Consider the following 15,588-nt stretch of genomic DNA (forward strand, 5'->3'; position numbering starts at 1 on the left):
TGGGCGATCACAGGTATCGCAACCACGGCAGATCGCGCCTTCGCGCTTTGAACCGCGCGAAGGCCCGCGTCGGCGGGTACAGCACCACCGCCAGCGCACAGGCCACCAGCAGCAGGCCGGTCACCGAATCCAGTGCGTACAGGTCACCGTGCGTCGGTCCCCAGATCGCCAGCGCGGCCAGGTACAGCCCCTTCAGCACATACAGGTGCAGCAGGTAGAAGAACATCGGCGCGGCGCCGATATCGGCCAGCGGGCGCAGCGCAAGCGCCAGGGGCGGCCATTCGTACAGGCGCAGCAACAGCAGGCCCACGCCCAGGGTCAGCAGCAGGAACTGCAATGACGGCGGGTACTTGGTGATGTTGAGGATGCTCAGCCAGGTGCGCAGCGTGGTGGTCTGGTACTGCCACGGTGCATCCCCGTACTGGTTGGCGAACCGCAGCAGTGCGAACAGGGCCAGCGCGCCGATGCCTGCCCACAGCAGCCAGCGCTGGCGCTGCTCTGGCGCGCGCTCGCGACCGAACCACGGCCCCATCAGGTAGCCCAGTGCGATCACCCCGATCCACGGCAGCAGCGGATAGGACGTGCGCAGGCGCAGCGCACCGGCCTCGATCCAGTCGCGCTGGTGCAGCACTTTCCACAGCACCGCCAGCAGGCCATTGCCTTGCACCCGTAAGCCGTCGAACAGGTTGTGCCCGGCCACCACCGCGATTGCCAGCACCAGCAGGGCCGGGCGTGGCAGCCAAAGCAGCCCGGCCAGCGCGATCATGCTCAGCCCGATCGCCCAGATCACCTGCAGGTACAGCGTGTCCGGCGGCAGCTGGAAGGTCCAGGCGAAGTTCACCAGGGTCAGTTCCAGCACGACCAGAAACAGCCCGCGCTTGAGCAGGAAGGCTGCGGTGGCCCGGCGCGGATCCGCCTGGCGCTGGCCGTACAGCCAGGCCGACAGGCCGGTCAACAGGACGAACACGGGCGCACACAGGTGCGCCAGCAGACGGCAGGTGAACAGCGCAGGGGAGACCGTCGCCGCGTCCATCGGGTCGCTTACCTGGTGCTGCAGGAAGAAGGTCTCGCGCACGTGGTCGAGCAACATCAACAGCATCACGGTGCCGCGCAGCTGGTCGATGGAGGCAAGGCGGAGGGAGGGGGAAGAGGCCACGTGGGATGTTCGACCGGCGTGACAGGATATAACATAACGTTCTGCTGCGTAGCCCGTCAGGGTTGGCAGACAGCTGCGCTCCAACCCGTCCGCTTGTCGTACCTGATGGGGATCACCCGAGTCGATCCGTCAGGCGCAGCTTTCAGGCAGAACTTCGCCGTGTAGCCCCTGATTGGGCCATTGGTGGGAGCGTTGAGGTAGACCTCGTACAAGGTTGCAGGAATCAATGGCTGTGGAGAAGTGCGCAGCGTGGCCGAGGCTGGCAGATCGCCGTAGACGATGCACTGGCCCGGTGCCAAAGGCTCTACGGGAGTCAGGTCGTACATGAACGACCATGCCTTCACCGTGTCGTGGTGATACACGATCACCGCTTGCAGGATACGGGGCGATCGGACCCATTCCAGTGCCCGCGGCGGCAGGCCGAAACAAGGTATTCCTTCCCGATCCTCGATCACCGCGGTGCCGAACCCGCTGTAGGCGTTGACGTTGCCTATACCCAGCAGCAGGCACAGCATCGCGCCCGCTGCAACGAGGAGGGCACGCATCATCGTGATCAATGGTGCGTCTGCCATGCGGTCTCCTTGCCGACGTTGTGTTGGTGGCAGTGCACGGTGTTGGATTCCGGGAATCGACTCAAGCAGGTGCTGGGTCGCAAACCCCCTCGCCTGGCGCGCATCGCCCGATGGGCCGGGGGCGTCGGGGGATTGGGGTCAAGGGACCCCCCGCTCCGACGCACCGGTGCCCTGTGCACAACTTGGTCAAACACGACACATCTGAAGGGGCCAGGGGCCTGCTAGGGCGCAGCGCTGGGCGAGGGCTTGCCAGCCGGTACCAACCGCACTGGACTTGCCGCCCCCTGAACGCTAGCGTGGCAGGGATTTTTTGCCAGCAGGGGCTTCCATGAACCACGACGCTGCGCCCAAGCAGCTCACCTTCCGCGCAGTGGCCCTGGCCATCGTGCTGGCGGTGGTGCTGTCGGCCGCAAACGCCTACCTCGGCCTGTTCGCAGGCCTGACCATCGCCACCGCCATTCCCGCCGCGGTGATTTCCATGGGCGTGCTGCGCCTGCTGGGCGGTGGCTCCATCCTTGAAAACAACATCGTGCAGACCGGCGCGTCGGCCGGTTCGTCGATCGCCGCCGGCGTGATCTTCACCATCCCCGCGCTGGTGATCATGGGCTACTGGCCGGACTTCAAGTACTGGTGGGTGCTGGGCATCGCCGGCCTCGGCGGCCTGCTGGGCGTGCTGTTCTCGGTGCCGCTGCGCCGTTCGATGATCGTCGAAGACCCGCTGCCGTTCCCGGAAGGCAAGGCGGCGGCCGAAGTGCTCAAGGCCGGCGAGAACCCGGGCCCGGGCCTGAAGATCCTCGGCCTGTCGGCGGTGATCGGCGCCTTCGTCAAGCTGGCCGCGGAAAGCGGGATGCGCCTGATTCCAGATGCCTGGGCCACCTCGGCCTATGTCGGCAGCTCCAAGGTCACCGCCTTCATCGGTACCAACCTGTCACCGGCGTTGCTGGGCGTGGGCTACATCGTCGGCCTCAACGTCGGCATCGTGGTGGTGTCCGGTTCGATCCTGACCTGGCACATCGCCATCCCGATCTACCAGGCGTTCTTCATGAACACCGATCCGGCGCTGGCCGCGTCGGTTGCCGCGGCTTCGTCCACCGAGGCGGCGTTCGCCATCTGGGGCGCGAAGATGCGCTACCTGGGTGTCGGCGCGATGCTGATCGGTGGCATCTGGACCCTGATCTCGCTGCGCAAGTCGCTGCTCAACGGCGTCAAGAGCGGCTTTGCCGCCGCCCGCAAGAGCGGTGGCCCGGTGCTGGCGCATACCGAGCGCGACCTGCCGATGAAGTGGATGCTGGTTGCCCTGGTGGCGTTCGTGCTGCCGCTGCTGGCCCTGTACCAGGCCATCGTCGGCCAGTGGCACGTGTCGATCCCGATGACCCTCATCATGATCGTCGCCGGCTTCCTGTTCGTGTCGGTCTCGGCCTACCTGGCCGGCCTGATCGGTTCGTCCAACAACCCGGTCTCGGGCATCACCATCTCCACCATCCTGTTCGCCTCGGCCGTGCTGGTCGTGCTGCTGGGCGCTGACGGCCTCAAGCCGGTCGGTGCCGGCGGGGCGCCGCTGGGCGCGGTGGCCGCGATCATGATCGGTGCGGTGGTGTGCTGTGCCGCTGCGGTCGGTGGTGACAACCTGCAGGACCTCAAGGCCGGTTACATCGTCGGTGCCACCCCGTGGAAGCAGCAGCTGATGCTGGGCATCGGTGCGTTCTCGTGCGCGCTGATCATGGCCCCGGTACTGAACCTGCTGGCCACTGCCTACGGCATCGGCGTGAAGTCCGAGCTGCACCCGAACGCGCTGGCTGCGCCGCAGGCCAACCTGATGGCCTCGGTGGCCAAGGGCCTGTTCGGTGGTGAACTGCCGTGGACCTTCATCGGCATCGGTGCTGTGGTCGGCGCTGCCATCATCGCCTTCGACAGCTGGCTGAAGTCCCGCAACGCGCGCTTCCGCGTGCCGGTGCTGGCCGCCGCCATCGGCATCTACCTGCCGCTGGAACTGATGGTGCCGATCTTCCTCGGCGGCCTGATCGCCCATCTGGTCGAGCGCTTCCACAGGGTGCGCGCCGATGACGAAGAAGGCGCCGACCGCGTGCACAAGCCGGGCGTGCTGTTTGCCGCCGGCCTGATCACCGGTGAGGCACTGATGGGCATCGCCATCGCGATTCCGATCGTGGTCAGCAGCCGCGCCGATGTGCTGGCAGTGCCGTTCCACCTGCCGGGCGCACAGTGGATCGGCCTGGCCGTGCTGTTCCTGGTCGGCTGGCTGATCTACCGCACCGGCAAGTACGCCAAGGCGTAAGGGACGGGTAGTGCCGACCGCTGGCCGGCAATCCCGGAATCCCGTGATACCCCTGGTTGCCGGCCAGCGGCCGGCAGTACCGCAAACCCCGCTTCGGCGGGGTTTGCTGTTTATGGCGATTGCCCGCCTGCAGCCATGACCGATGGCCTTGGCAGCCCCGGCCATGCGGGCCTACCATCGGTTTTTTGCCGTCCTGCGGAGACCCCGATGAAACTGCGTCATGCCCTGCTGCCACTGAGCCTGCTGGCCGCCCTGCCCAGTGTTGCCGCTGCCCGTGGCCTGGAAGTCCGCGACATGGTGGCGATGGACCGCGTTTCCGCGCCGGTGCTGACCGCAGACGGTGGCACCGTGGTGTTCGCCAAGCGCAGCGTGGACGCCAACCTGAAGGCCTCCACCGCGCTGTTCGCGCGCAACCTGCGCACCCGCGACGCAGCGCCGCCGAAGCAGATCACCCCGGCCGGCTGGAACGTCAATTCCGCCTCGCTGTCGGCCGATGGCCAGACGGTGTATTTCCTGAGCGCCAAAAACGGCAGCCAGCAGCTGTACGCGCAGCCTATCAGCGGCGGTACTCCGCGCCAGCTGACCGACTTCCCGGTCGACGTGGACAGCTACCACGTGTCGCCGCAGGACGACCGCGTGTTGTTCAGCGCAGGCGTGTTCCAGGCCTGCGCCTCGGACCTGGCCTGCACCGAGAAGAAGCTGAAGGAAAAGAAGGACGCCAAGGCCAGCGGCCAGGTATGGGATTCGCTGTTCGTGCGCCACTGGGACACCTGGAACGACGGCCGCCGCAACACCCTGTTCGTCGCTCCGCTGCCTGCGGCCAAGGCCGGTGCAGTCAAGGGCGCCTCGGCACTGAGCGCGACCATCGATGGTGATGCGCCGTCCAAGCCGTTCGGCGGCAATGATGACTTCGCGTGGTCGCCGGATGGCGCCAGCGTAGTGGCCAGCATTCGTGTGGCCGGCAAGCAGGAACCGTGGTCGACCAACTTCGATCTGTACCGCTTCGACGCCGCGGGCAAGCAGGCGCCGGTCAACCTGACCGCCTCCAACCCAGCCTGGGATGCCGGCCCGGTGTTCAGCGCCGACGGCAAGACGCTGTTCTATCGTGCGATGAAGCGCCCGGGCTTCGAGGCCGACCGCTTCGGCCTGATGGCGATGGACCTGGCCAGCGGCAAGACCCGCGAGATCGCGCCGCAGTGGGACCGTTCGGCGGGCGGCATCACCCTGTCCGCCGACGGCGCCAGCATCTACACCACCGCCGACGACCTCGGCGAGCATCCGCTGTTCCAGATCGACGTGGCCAGCGGCAAGGCCACCAAGCTGGTTGGCGACGGCAGCGTGACCTCGGTCGATGTGGCCGGCAACAGCGTGGCGATCACCCGCAACAGCCTGAAGAGCAACGACCAGGTGCTGGTCGGACTGCTGCCGGCCGCAGGCCAGCCGATCGGCGAACTGCGCGCGCTGACCCCGGCTGCTGGCGACGTACTCAAGGACGTGTCCTTCGGCGACTACGAACAGTTCGAGTTCAAGGGCTGGAACAACGACACCGTGCATGGCTACGTGGTCAAGCCGCACAACTATCAGGAAGGCAAGTCCTACCCGGTGGCGTTCCTGATCCATGGCGGCCCGCAGGGCAGCTTCGGCAATGGCTGGAGCTACCGCTGGAATCCGCAGACCTATGCGGGCCAGGGCTACGCGGTGGTGATGATCGACTTCCACGGCTCCACCGGCTACGGCCAGGCGTTCACCGATGCGATCAGCCAGCACTGGGGCGACCGCCCGCTGGAAGACCTGCAGAAGGGCTGGGATGCGGCGCTGAAGAAGTATTCCTTCCTCAACGGTGACAAGGCCTGTGCGCTGGGCGCCAGCTACGGCGGCTTCATGGTCAACTGGATCGCCGGCAACTGGAACAGCCCGTTCAAGTGCCTGGTCAACCACGACGGCGTGTTCGACCAGCGCATGATGGGCTACGCCACCGAAGAACTGTGGTTCACCGAGTGGGAGCAGGGCGGCACGCCGTACCAGAAGGCCGCGAACTACGAGAAGTTCAACCCGGTCAACCACGTGGCGGACTGGAAGAAGCCGATCCTGGTCATCCACGGCCAGCAGGACTTCCGCATCCCGGTCGAGCAGGGCCTGGCCGCGTTCACCGCCGCCCAGCGCCAGGGCATCGAATCGAAGTTCCTGTACTTCCCGGATGAAAACCACTGGGTGCTCAAGCCGAACAACAGCATCCTGTGGCATGACACCGTCAATGCCTGGCTGAAGCAGCACATCGGCAACTGATGGTTGCGGCGCCGCCCTCCGGGGCGGCGCTTCTGTTTCACCATCTGCTTTACCGGTGGGTGCCGACCGTTGGTCGGCACACCTTATCTGCCGCCAACAGCAGCCGGCCAGCGGCCGGCTCTACCAGAGCGCCTGCATGCCTTCGACTGCCCTGATCCAGAACGACATCGTCGTCTTCGGTTTGATCGCCGCCACGCTCGGCGCCGTTTTCTGGACCGCCTCGCGCGAGCAGGGCCTGTGGAAACGCTTCTACACCTTCGTGCCGGCGCTGCTGCTGTGCTACCTGATTCCCGGCATCTACAACACCGTCGGCCTGATCGACGGGCAGAGCACCCGGCTCTACAACCCGATCGCACGCGACATCCTGCTGCCGGCGGCGCTGATCCTGCTGACCCTGGCGGTGGACATCAAGGGCATCCTGCGGCTGGGCCCGAAGCTGGTGCTGATGTACCTGGGGGCATCGGCCAGCATCATGCTCGGGGCGGTCGTGGCCTTCCTGCTGATGCGCGCCGTGCATCCGGAAACCGTGGCCGGTGACACCTGGGCCGGCATGGCTGCGTTGGCCGGCAGCTGGATCGGTGGTGGCGCCAACATGCTGGCGATGCGCGAAGTGTTCGACGTCAACGCGACCACCTTCGGCCAGTTCGCCGTGGTCGACGTGGGTGTCGGCTATGTGTGGATGGCGGCGCTGATCTTCCTCGCCGGTCGTGCGGCGAAGATCGATGCACGCAGTGGCGCCGATACCTCGGCCATCGATGAACTGAAGGAGCGCATCGCGCGCTTCCAGGCCGAGCATGAGCGCATTCCCAGCCTCACCGATCTGATGCTGATCGTGGCCGTGGCCTTCGGTGGCGTCGGACTGGCACACGCGATCGGTGCGCCCTTGGCGGCGTGGTTCAAGGCAAATGTCAGCTGGGCCGCGCAGTTCAGCCTGGACGCACCGTTCGTGTGGGTGGTGGTGCTGTCGACCACCCTGGGCCTGAGCCTGAGTTTCACCCGCGCACGCAACCTGGAAGGCGCGGGTGCCTCGCGTCTGGGTTCGTTGCTGCTGTACTTCCTGATCGCCTGCATCGGCATGCAGATGGATCTGCTGGCGTTGCTGGACCGCCCGTGGCTGTTCCTGCTCGGCCTGATCTGGATCGCCGTGCACATCGTGCTGCTGTGGTGCCTGGGCAAGCTGCTGAAGGTGCCGTTCTTCTATTTCGCCATCGGTTCGCAGTCGAACATCGGTGGCCCGGCCTCGGCGCCGGTGGTGGCCGCCGCGTTCCATCCGGCGCTGGCGCCGGTGGGCGTGCTGCTGGGCACGATGGGCTATGCCACCGGCACCTACCTGGCCTACATCGTCGGTATTACCCTGCGCGCGCTGGCCGGGCAGGGGTGATCCTGTAGAGCCGAGCCCATGCTCGGCTGCTTCTGGCTTTGCATTCGCGCTCGTGACAGCGAAGAGCAGCCGAGCATGGGCTCGGCTCTACAGTAGATCCACGCCATGCGTGGATGGCGGTTACGCCGCCTGCAGCAACCCGCGTTCGATCAACCACGCCCGCGCATCCTCGGCGTCCTGTTCAAACCACGCCTTGGTGGATCCCAGCCGATACGTGTACCCCCAGGCGTCCATGTCGGCCATCAACCGCGCGCTGCCAACACCCGGCAGCTGCCCGGCCAGCACGATCTGCAGGTAGCAGGTGGCATCTTCCTCGGCCACCGAGTCGGTGGCGTCGGTATGCACCTGCGCACGCCGCTCCGGCGGCAGCACGATCAGGTGGCAGGCTTCGTGCAGCATCGAATGCACGGGCGTGTCGTCGCGCACGTACACGTTGCTCGCGATGATGCCGGCCTCTGGCTCGCCCCAGTAACTGCCGGGAATCGGTTCGCCGGGCGCCACGTGGTGCAGCCGCAGGCCATGCGCGGCGAGCAGGCGCTGTGCGTCGGCGAAGGCGATGTCGCCCACGCAGGTGATGCCCACGGTGGTTGTCGTATCGGTCATGCAGGTCACGCAGCCCCGCCCATGCAGGCACGGGCGGGGCGGGGGATCAGGGTTTGTCCGGGCCTTCAGGCAGCGCCACGGAGATGTCCAGCACGTCGTGCTGGCCATCCTTCACCAGGTCGACCTTCACCGCATCGACGTCGATGTTCACGTACTTCTTGATCACTTCCAGCAACTCGCGCTGCAGCAGGGGCAGGTAGTCCGGGCCACCGCGGTGGCTGCGTTCCTGCGCGATGATGATCTGCAGGCGGTTCTTCGCGGTTTCGGCGGTGGTCTTCTTCGCTTTGAGGAAATCGAACAGGCCCATGCTTACCCTCCGAACAGCTTGCTGAAGAAGCCCTTCTTCTCCACGGTGGTGAAGCGCATCGGCCGCTCCTCGCCAAGGATGCGCGCAACGGCGTCCTCATAGGCCTGGCCGGCTGCGGATTCGACATCCAGGATGACCGGCTCGCCCTTGTTGGAGGCATTGAGCACGTCACCCGACTCGGGGATCACGCCGATCGCCTTCAGCCCCAGCACTTCCTCGACGTCGGCAATGCTGAGCATCTCGCCGGTTTCCACGCGCAGCGGGGTATAGCGGGTCAGCAGCAGGAACGCGGGCACGTTCTGCCCGGATTCGGCCTTGTGGGTCTTCGAATCCAGCAGCCCGATGATGCGGTCGGAGTCGCGCACGGAGGACACTTCCGGGTTCACCACCACCACGGCGCGGTCGGCGAAGTACATCGCCAGGAAGGCACCCTTTTCGATACCCGCCGGCGAGTCGCAGATGATGTAGTCGAAGCCGTCGGCGGCCAGGTCCTTCAGAACCTTGCCCACGCCTTCCTGGGTCAGTGCGTCCTTGTCGCGGGTCTGCGAGGCGGCCAGCACGTACAGGTTGTCGAAGCGCTTGTCCTTGATCAGGGCCTGTTTGAGGGTGGCTTCGCCGTGCACGACGTTGACGAAGTCGTACACCACGCGGCGTTCGCAGCCCATGATCAGGTCGAGGTTGCGCAGGCCGACGTCGAAGTCGATCACCGCCACCTTCTTGCCGCGCCGTGCCAGGCCGCAGGCCAGGCTCGCGCTGGAAGTGGTCTTGCCGACGCCGCCCTTGCCGGAGGTGACTACGATGATTTCAGCCAAAGGACTTCTCCTGGTTCTGCATGAGTTTGGAGCTGCGTCAGTCCAGCGCAGCGATCTTGACCTGGTCCTGTTCCAGCCACACCTGCACGGCTTTGCCGCGCAGGTTGTCCGGGACATCGTCCAGTACCTTGTAGTGGCCTGCAATGGCCACCAGTTCCGCATGGAAATCACGGCAGAAAATGCGTGCCGCGGTGTTGCCCTGGGCCCCTGCCAGCGCGCGGCCGCGCAGGGTGCCGTAGATATGGATGCTGCCGTCGGCGATGACTTCGGCGCCGGCGCCGACGGTGGCCATCACGGTCAGATCGCAGTTCTCAGCGTACAGCTGCTGGCCCGAACGCACGTTGCCCAGCTGCATGCGGCCCGGCTGCGGTGCCGCAGCGCCGGCAATCCTGGCTGTCGGCGCGGCCGGCGCCGGCTTCGGTTCGGCGCGCGCTGCGCGGCGCGGTTCCGGAGCGGGCGGGGGCGGGGGCGGCTCGGCCTCGGCTCGCTCGTACTGGGCGCGGAACTTGGCCAGCAGCGGCAGTCCGAGCTGCTGCGAGAGCAGGTCGACCGCGCTGGTGCCATAGGCCAGCGCCACCGGCAGCACGCCGGCGCTGCGCAGGCCATCGACCAGCGCTTGCGCCGTGGCCACGTCCGGTACCTGGCTCAGGCCGCCGAAGTCGAGGATCACCGCGGCGCGGCCGAACAGCTTCGGCGCCCGGGTAACGCGTTCGCGCATTTCCTGCACGAGGCGTTCGACGTCAAGCGTACGGATGCGCAGGTTGGCGATGCCCACCTGGCCGATCTTCAGTTCACCGGCCTGTTCGTAATCGAAATTCACCGCCACGCTCAGGTCCCCGTCGGCCGCTGTGCCTGCGCCGGCAGCTGCCGGGCACGTGTCCATGCCACATCCGGCAGCTTGCCGCCGTAGGTCTCCTTCACCCACGGGTAGCTGCACAGTTCCTTGGCCAGCATGCTGGCGCGCACATCGACCTGCGGCATGGTGTTCTGGCCCAGCTCGCGGAAGCCGAAGCTGCCGTGGAAGAGCAGGGCGGCATCGGCGCCATGGTCGAGGAAGACCTCGCAGGTCATCTGCGGGTAGCGCAGCTCGGCGAAGCTCTGCGCATCGGCATAGAACGCGCGACCGACGCCACCACCACGGCGGCGGCTGGCAACCACGATGCGGTCGATATAGAAGAACGGGGCGTCCAGCTGCTGCTTGAACCAGGCAAAGTTGCTGCTGTCGTGCTGGCTGTCGCTGCCGAAGCCGATCAGGAAGCCGGCAAGGTTGCCGTCGCGCTCGGCGACGCGGAAATACTCAGCGGTTTCATAGAACAGGCGCAGGCGGGCCGCATCCAGGGGAAGGATGGCCAGGCCAGCGTTGTTGTTCAAAGCCAGGACGGAATCGAGCTCGTGCTCGCGCACGTCGCGGATGACAATCGACATTGTGACTCCGTGGGGTAACGCGGTTGGTCCGTCAGGGGACCCTGCGCACGATTATTGCATGCCCGGGGTGGGCTGCGGCATGAACAGGGGGGCGCGGATGCATGACTTCCGTGGGAGTGCGCGACGCAGGCCGGGCCCGTAGAGTGCTGGCATGTTGGGAGTCCTCAGCCATACCCGCGTTCTCCGTCTGGCCGGCCTGTTCACCTGGGTCATGGTCGGCCTTCCATTGGCGTATTCGCAGTTCGAGAACCTGCACAGCCGCAGCGATATGGGCGGCTGGGCGATCCTGCTGTTTGTCGCCTACCTGTCCTTCGGCGCGGCGTACTATTGGCTGACCCGCCTGCTGCGCAGCGACAGCGGCAGCCACACCAGCTGGCTGGACCGCGGCCTGCTGCTGCTGCTGACGGTCTCGGCGCTGGGCGTCAGTTTCCTCAGCGGCTCGGGCCTTGGCAGCATCCTGATGATGGTGGCTGCCGGCGTCATTCCGTGGATGCTTTCGGTACGCCTGTGCGTGCTGTGGCTGCTGGTCAGCCAGCTGGCGGTGGCGCCGGTCTATTACCTGCTGCTGCGCTTCCCGCTGTTCGAAGCGGTGATGCAGTCGTTGCTGTATGGCGGCTTTTCCATGTTCATCTTCGTGACCAGCCTTGTTGCGAGACAGCAGACCGAGGCCCGCGACGAACAGCGCAGGCTCAATTCAGAGCTGCGCGCCACCCGTGCCCTCCTCGCCGAGAGCGCCCGCGTCAACGAGCGCACCCGTATTTCGCGGGAGCTGCATGACCTTCTGGGGCATCAGCTGACCGCGCTGACCCTGAACCTGGAAGTGGCAGGCCACCTGGCCGAAGGCCAGGCGCTGGACCATGTGAAGCGCTCGCATGCCCTGGCCAAGCTGCTGCTGGGCAACGTGCGCGAGGTGGTCAGCCAGCTGCGCGAGACCGGTGCCATCGATCTGGCCGCGGCGCTGCGCCCGCTGACCGAGAACGTGCCCTCGCTGGACATCCAGCTGGACATCGAGGATCCACTGAACGTGGAGGACCCGCAGCGGGCCCACGTGCTGCTGCGGTGTACCCAGGAGATCATCACCAACGCGGTGCGCCATGCCGGTGCCCGCCACCTGTGGATCAAGGTGTACCGTGAAGCCCCCGACCAGGTGGTGGTGGAGGCCCGCGACGACGGCGTCGGCGCGGATACGGTCAATGTGGGCAATGGCTTGCGCGGCATGCGCGAGCGACTGCAACAATGTGGTGGCCAGCTGCAGGTCGAGACCCGGCCCGGTGAAGGCTTCCGGCTGCGGGCGACGGTACCGGCAACGGTGCTGGTGGCCGCCCTTACCAAGGTTCCTGAAGGAGTGCGTTGATGATTCGCGTCTGCCTGGTCGACGACCAAACCCTGGTGCGGCAGGGAATCCGCTCCCTGCTGGCGCTCGACGACGGCATCGAGGTGGTGGCCGAGGCCGGCGACGGCCGCCAGGCGGTGGAGCTGATACCGCAGGTGCGACCGGACGTGGTGCTGATGGACATGCGCATGCCGGTGATGTCCGGGCTGGAGGCGCTGCAGGTCCTGTCGCGTCAGGACCTGCTGCCGCCGACCATCATCCTCACCACTTTCGACGATGACCAGCTGGTGCTGGCCGGGCTTAAGGCCGGCGCCAAGGGTTACCTGCTCAAGGACGTGACCTTGGCACAGCTGGTCGGTGCCATCCGCACCGTGGCCGACGGCGGTTCGCTGGTGCAGCCGGCCGTGACCCAGCGGCTGCTGTCCGGCCTGGAGCACATGCGCAACGAGTTTGTCAGCCTGGACCGTCCGGACCCGTTGACCGACCGCGAGACCGAGATCCTGCGCCTCATGGCCAGCGGCTTCTCCAACAAGGAAATTGCCAATTCGCTGGGGGTGGCCGAAGGCACCATCAAGAACCACGTGTCCAACATCCTTTCCAAGCTGGGCGTGCGCGACCGTACCCGCGCCGTATTGAAGGCGTTCGAGCTGCAGCTGGTGTGAGGAAATTCTTTTCAGGACAATGACTTGAGGTCCATTCATGGCCCTCCGGCGGGGTTGCCCCCTACTTCAGGGGCGTCGGTATGCGGTACCCTTCGATTTCTTTGTCCATACAAATACGCAGCCGGCACGGAAACCGGTGCGCCAATCCCGATAAACAATGCCCGCGAAGCCTGCTAGGATTGGCGCTTCGCTTCAATCAACCCGGCCGTGGGATCGGCCCCGGAGACTCTCTGAATGACCCGTATTATCGAGTTCCTGATCGCCTTGGGGATCGTGGCTGGCCTGTTCGTCATCATTGGCGTATGTCTGCCGGGCGAGCGTCACATCACCGAAAGCATCGAGACCAACCGCAAGATGACGATCGTGTACGACACGGTCAGCAGCCTGCGCCGCTTCAAGGACTGGAACCCGCTGGTACTGCGCGATCCCGCCGTTGAACTGAAGCTGTCCGGCCCGGCCTCCGGCGTCGGTGCCACCCTCGACTTCACCTCCAAGGACCTGGGCACCGGTTCCTGGAAGATCACCGAAGCCGAAGAGAACAAGCGTGTTGCGATCGCCATCGATGACGCCACCAAGGGTCACGACAAGATCACCACCTTCACCCTGGAGCCGACCGGCAAGGGTGGCCGTAACGTCAAGATCACCCAGGACTACTCGGTGAAGTACGGCTTCGACCTGTTCGGCCGTTATGCCGGCCTGTATGTCAGCCGCCAGATCGGCGACGACATCAAGATGGGCCTGTCGCGCATGGCCAACATGCTGGCCACCGTCCCGAACGTCGACTACCGCACGCCGGAAGCCCCGCTGACCGATCTGGGCATCGTCGATGTGCCGGCTGAGGACCTGCTGGTCGTCAACGCCGGTAACGTGGACCGCGGTCAGGACACGATCACCAAGTCCATCAAGGACAACCAGGAGTGGATCAAGCGCGTGATGGAGGCCAATGGCCTTGAAGCCGCCGGTCCGTTCCGCATCATCACCACCGACTTCGGCCAGGAGAAGTACGCCTTCGACATCGCCCAGCCGGTGAAGAAGAAGGGTGCTGAAGGTGCCACCGCTGAAGAGCTGACCGTCAAGATCGACGGCGGCGCGCCGGTCAAGTACGTGCATGTGGCTCCGCACCGTTCGGCGCATGCGGCCTACACCGGCCACATGGCGGGTCTTGACGTGGCCCGCAACGGCCTGCGTGCCTGGGCGGTGACCTCCGGCAACGAAGTGATCGACCGTCCGTACGAAACCTGGAAGGACGGCATCGACAAGTCGTTCACCCCGGAAGGTACCTACGACATCTACTGGGCCGTCAAGTAAGCTTCGGCTGATCCATGTAGTGCTGGACACGAAAACGCGCCGCTCATTGCGGCGCGTTTTTTTTTCATCTGGCGCCCGGCAAGGGCGCTGCGCAAGGAGCCCACATGTTCAATCTCGAACGTCGCGCACGTAAGCCTTCGCTGCTGGCCTGCCTGGGGGCACTGCTGGCCGCCGCCTCGATCGGCCTGTCCGCCTATGCATCGCATGGCGTGGCTGATCCGCTGGCGCAGCAGCATCTGAACATGGCGGCGCTGTATGCGTTCGCGCACGGTGCGGTGCTGGTGGCGCTGGGGCCGCGCGCGCAGGGAGCGATCGCGCACCTTGCGCTGTACGTGCTGCTGCTGGGTGTGCTGTTGTTTTCCGGCAGCCTGGTGGGTGGTGCGCTGTGGCAGTGGCCGACGCGGATGGCACCGATCGGTGGCACCAGCATGATGGCCGGATGGGTGTTGCTGGCGATCAATGCGTTGAGGCGGTGACGGCAGCGGAGATCGGCCAAGCACGACACCGCTGCGCCGTCAGCTTCTGTAGAGCCGAGCCATGCTCGGCTTCGAGCGAAGCGACCGGCTTTTGTCTTTGCTGTCTTGTTCCATCCCGCGGCCATGCGCTGACCGCTCCAGGCTTTCGCCACGAGGGGCTCAGCCGTTGGCCGGTCTCCAGCACCAGTGCCAGGGTTCGTAGACGATGCCGTGCGGGTTGTCGCGTGGGTAACTCAGATGGAAGCCATGCCCGCCGGCATGCACCTGCAGCCAGGCGAACGCGTCGGTGGCTTCGAACGATTCTTCGGCCGGCGCATCGCCAGGTGTGCCGATGTCCAGCGCGTAGCCGCTGTGGTGTTCGCTGAAACCCGGGGCGGCATTGACCTTCAGGATCTCTGCCACGCTCAAGCCGCGCGCCAGCTTCCGCTCGAAGATGCCCAACTGGTAGGCATGGCTGCGGAAGCCGGAGATGGCGTCCAGCGCAATTCCATCCTGTGCCGCGTGCAGTCGCATCCGCCGCCAGCCCTGCGCGGCGGCACAGCGCATCCACAACGGGCGGGCGAAGCGGTCGCGGCCGGCGAAGTGCAGCAGGCAGGGTTCGGGTTCGAGCGGCAGCCCGCTGTCGCCGGCATAGCGCTGTGCATCCAGGCCAAGCTGCTGCAGGCGCTGCTGCAGGCCTGCCAGTGGCAACCACTGATCCTCCAGCACGGCGCCGAACGGACGCGCCGCTGCTGCATCCAGCAGCGCCAATGCGTCCTCCACCCCTGGCTCGCGTGCCAGGCGCGGCACCATGGCATGAACCCCGCGCGCCAGTACCGCCGCGAGGTAGCGGCCATCGCGCTTGCGCCGCAGCACCCAGTGTGCCTGCGACAGCAGGCGTGCATCCAGGTTGCTGCGTGCACGCAGCAGGTGCGCGGGCCACAGCTCGATGGCCTCGGTGTTGATCAGCAGGGGGGCGCGTCGTTGCATCTCAG

15 protein-coding genes are annotated in these 15,588 nt (G+C 66.0%); 7 read left to right on the forward strand and 8 right to left on the reverse strand.

The features are described from left to right. Positions 1-7 precede the first annotated feature (7 nt). Both AC5P9W_RS04740 and AC5P9W_RS04745 read right to left on the reverse strand, forming a co-directional pair. The gene (locus tag AC5P9W_RS04740; protein WP_021203103.1) at positions 8-1,156 is read right to left on the reverse strand and encodes an acetyltransferase domain-containing protein; all 1,149 of its coding nucleotides are present in this window, start codon (positions 1,154-1,156) and stop codon (positions 8-10) included. A gap of 56 nt (positions 1,157-1,212) precedes the next feature. After that, on the reverse strand, positions 1,213-1,728 hold the full coding sequence (locus AC5P9W_RS04745; protein ID WP_021203104.1) for a hypothetical protein: 516 nt from the start codon (positions 1,726-1,728) through the stop codon (positions 1,213-1,215). A gap of 328 nt (positions 1,729-2,056) precedes the next feature. On the opposite strand from AC5P9W_RS04745, the gene AC5P9W_RS04750 reads away from it, so the two are divergent. From AC5P9W_RS04750 to AC5P9W_RS04760, 3 genes are all read left to right on the forward strand, one after another. After that, positions 2,057-4,021, forward strand: coding sequence for an OPT family oligopeptide transporter (locus tag AC5P9W_RS04750; RefSeq protein ID WP_495218915.1), 1,965 nt, complete (start codon positions 2,057-2,059; stop codon positions 4,019-4,021). Positions 4,022-4,228: 207 nt separating this feature from the next. Next, complete coding sequence (locus tag AC5P9W_RS04755) at positions 4,229-6,307, forward strand: alpha/beta hydrolase family protein (protein WP_111098265.1); 2,079 nt, start codon at positions 4,229-4,231, stop codon at positions 6,305-6,307. Positions 6,308-6,443: 136 nt separating this feature from the next. Then, on the forward strand, positions 6,444-7,688 hold the full coding sequence (locus tag AC5P9W_RS04760) for a DUF819 family protein (protein ID WP_021203107.1): 1,245 nt from the start codon (positions 6,444-6,446) through the stop codon (positions 7,686-7,688). A gap of 120 nt (positions 7,689-7,808) precedes the next feature. Here the strand turns inward: AC5P9W_RS04760 and AC5P9W_RS04765 are convergent, their stop codons facing one another. From AC5P9W_RS04765 to AC5P9W_RS04785, 5 genes are read right to left on the reverse strand one after another with little or no spacing between them, the layout of a single operon-like run. Continuing rightward, positions 7,809-8,291 carry a hypothetical protein gene (locus AC5P9W_RS04765; protein WP_171952331.1) on the reverse strand — a complete coding sequence of 161 codons (483 nt, stop codon included), beginning with the start codon at positions 8,289-8,291 and terminating at the stop codon, positions 7,809-7,811. A gap of 46 nt (positions 8,292-8,337) precedes the next feature. After that, on the reverse strand, positions 8,338-8,598 hold the full coding sequence (gene minE, locus AC5P9W_RS04770) for a cell division topological specificity factor MinE (protein WP_005408532.1): 261 nt from the start codon (positions 8,596-8,598) through the stop codon (positions 8,338-8,340). A 2-nt stretch (positions 8,599-8,600) separates the two neighbouring features. Continuing rightward, positions 8,601-9,410 carry a septum site-determining protein MinD gene (gene minD / locus AC5P9W_RS04775; RefSeq protein ID WP_019659318.1) on the reverse strand — a complete coding sequence of 270 codons (810 nt, stop codon included), beginning with the start codon at positions 9,408-9,410 and terminating at the stop codon, positions 8,601-8,603. A 37-nt stretch (positions 9,411-9,447) separates the two neighbouring features. Further along, the gene (gene minC, locus AC5P9W_RS04780) at positions 9,448-10,293 is read right to left on the reverse strand and encodes a septum site-determining protein MinC (protein WP_164143875.1); all 846 of its coding nucleotides are present in this window, start codon (positions 10,291-10,293) and stop codon (positions 9,448-9,450) included. Further along, on the reverse strand, positions 10,239-10,835 hold the full coding sequence (locus AC5P9W_RS04785; RefSeq protein ID WP_019659316.1) for a GNAT family N-acetyltransferase: 597 nt from the start codon (positions 10,833-10,835) through the stop codon (positions 10,239-10,241). The genes minC and AC5P9W_RS04785 overlap by 55 nt, the downstream gene beginning before the upstream one ends. A 151-nt stretch (positions 10,836-10,986) precedes the next feature. Between AC5P9W_RS04785 and AC5P9W_RS04790 the strand changes: the two genes are divergently transcribed. From AC5P9W_RS04790 to AC5P9W_RS04805, 4 genes are all read left to right on the forward strand, one after another. Further along, on the forward strand, positions 10,987-12,189 hold the full coding sequence (locus AC5P9W_RS04790; protein ID WP_019659315.1) for a sensor histidine kinase: 1,203 nt from the start codon (positions 10,987-10,989) through the stop codon (positions 12,187-12,189). After that, positions 12,189-12,830: a response regulator gene (locus AC5P9W_RS04795; RefSeq protein ID WP_021203109.1), complete on the forward strand. Its 642-nt coding sequence runs from the start codon at positions 12,189-12,191 to the stop codon at positions 12,828-12,830. The genes AC5P9W_RS04790 and AC5P9W_RS04795 overlap by 1 nt, the downstream gene beginning before the upstream one ends. A 234-nt stretch (positions 12,831-13,064) precedes the next feature. After that, the gene (locus AC5P9W_RS04800; protein ID WP_021203110.1) at positions 13,065-14,138 is read left to right on the forward strand and encodes a polyketide cyclase; all 1,074 of its coding nucleotides are present in this window, start codon (positions 13,065-13,067) and stop codon (positions 14,136-14,138) included. 104 nt (positions 14,139-14,242) lie between these two features. Next, positions 14,243-14,614: a DUF423 domain-containing protein gene (locus AC5P9W_RS04805; protein ID WP_019659313.1), complete on the forward strand. Its 372-nt coding sequence runs from the start codon at positions 14,243-14,245 to the stop codon at positions 14,612-14,614. Positions 14,615-14,773: 159 nt separating this feature from the next. On the opposite strand, the gene AC5P9W_RS04810 is transcribed toward AC5P9W_RS04805, so the two are convergent. Next, a complete protein-coding gene (locus AC5P9W_RS04810) occupies positions 14,774-15,583 on the reverse strand; it encodes a M15 family metallopeptidase (protein ID WP_206621295.1) in 810 nt (269 codons plus the stop codon). Positions 15,584-15,588: the final 5 nt, after the last annotated feature.

The organism is Stenotrophomonas sp. YJH_SMC_33 (assembly GCF_059372295.1).

What these genes read in the sequence shown, in the direction of transcription:
- AC5P9W_RS04745 (WP_021203104.1), bottom strand. Translation starts at nt 1,728, where the DNA reads ATGGCAGACGCACCATTGATCACGATGATGCGTGCCCTCCTCGTTGCA.
- AC5P9W_RS04750 (WP_495218915.1), top strand. Translation starts at nt 2,057, where the DNA reads ATGAACCACGACGCTGCGCCCAAGCAGCTCACCTTCCGCGCAGTGGCC.
- AC5P9W_RS04755 (WP_111098265.1), top strand. Translation starts at nt 4,229, where the DNA reads ATGAAACTGCGTCATGCCCTGCTGCCACTGAGCCTGCTGGCCGCCCTG.
- AC5P9W_RS04760 (WP_021203107.1), top strand. Translation starts at nt 6,444, where the DNA reads ATGCCTTCGACTGCCCTGATCCAGAACGACATCGTCGTCTTCGGTTTG.
- AC5P9W_RS04765 (WP_171952331.1), bottom strand. Translation starts at nt 8,291, where the DNA reads ATGACCGATACGACAACCACCGTGGGCATCACCTGCGTGGGCGACATC.
- minE (WP_005408532.1), bottom strand. Translation starts at nt 8,598, where the DNA reads ATGGGCCTGTTCGATTTCCTCAAAGCGAAGAAGACCACCGCCGAAACC.
- minC (WP_164143875.1), bottom strand. Translation starts at nt 10,293, where the DNA reads ATGGACACGTGCCCGGCAGCTGCCGGCGCAGGCACAGCGGCCGACGGG.
- AC5P9W_RS04785 (WP_019659316.1), bottom strand. Translation starts at nt 10,835, where the DNA reads ATGTCGATTGTCATCCGCGACGTGCGCGAGCACGAGCTCGATTCCGTC.
- AC5P9W_RS04790 (WP_019659315.1), top strand. Translation starts at nt 10,987, where the DNA reads ATGTTGGGAGTCCTCAGCCATACCCGCGTTCTCCGTCTGGCCGGCCTG.
- AC5P9W_RS04795 (WP_021203109.1), top strand. Translation starts at nt 12,189, where the DNA reads ATGATTCGCGTCTGCCTGGTCGACGACCAAACCCTGGTGCGGCAGGGA.
- AC5P9W_RS04800 (WP_021203110.1), top strand. Translation starts at nt 13,065, where the DNA reads ATGACCCGTATTATCGAGTTCCTGATCGCCTTGGGGATCGTGGCTGGC.
- AC5P9W_RS04805 (WP_019659313.1), top strand. Translation starts at nt 14,243, where the DNA reads ATGTTCAATCTCGAACGTCGCGCACGTAAGCCTTCGCTGCTGGCCTGC.
- AC5P9W_RS04810 (WP_206621295.1), bottom strand. Translation starts at nt 15,583, where the DNA reads ATGCAACGACGCGCCCCCCTGCTGATCAACACCGAGGCCATCGAGCTG.